This window comes from Robinsoniella sp. (assembly GCF_034124845.1).
On the sequence record NZ_JAWYAJ010000321.1, the window covers coordinates 1 to 366 of the forward strand.

General features: G+C 43.2%; 1 protein-coding gene. It reads left to right on the plus strand.

The window, feature by feature from the left end; all coding sequences use genetic code 11:
* Window positions 1-366, plus strand: a 366-nt coding sequence (locus tag ACH2DQ_RS16125; RefSeq protein ID WP_395027428.1) for an ATP-binding cassette domain-containing protein, incomplete at both ends; no start/stop codon positions are given.

The window sequence follows — 366 nt, forward strand, 5'->3', positions numbered from 1 at the left end:
CTTTGATGAATGTACTCAGCGGCATCTACTCCCATGGTACTTATGAGGGAGATATCATTTACCGCGGGGAGGTCTGTAACTTTTCCGGCATAAAGGACAGTGAAGGAAAAGGAATTGTAATCATTCATCAGGAACTGGCACTGATTCCCTACATGACCATTGGGGAAAATATGTATCTGGGAAACGAAAAAGGAAATAGTTTCTCAATTGACTGGAATGAAACATACGGAGAATCCGATAAATATTTAAGAACGGTAGGATTGCAGGAGTCTTCCCGTACCCTGATCAAAGATATCGGAGTGGGAAAACAGCAGCTTGTGGAAATTGCGAAAGCCCTGGCGAAGAATGCAAAACTGCTGATTCTGG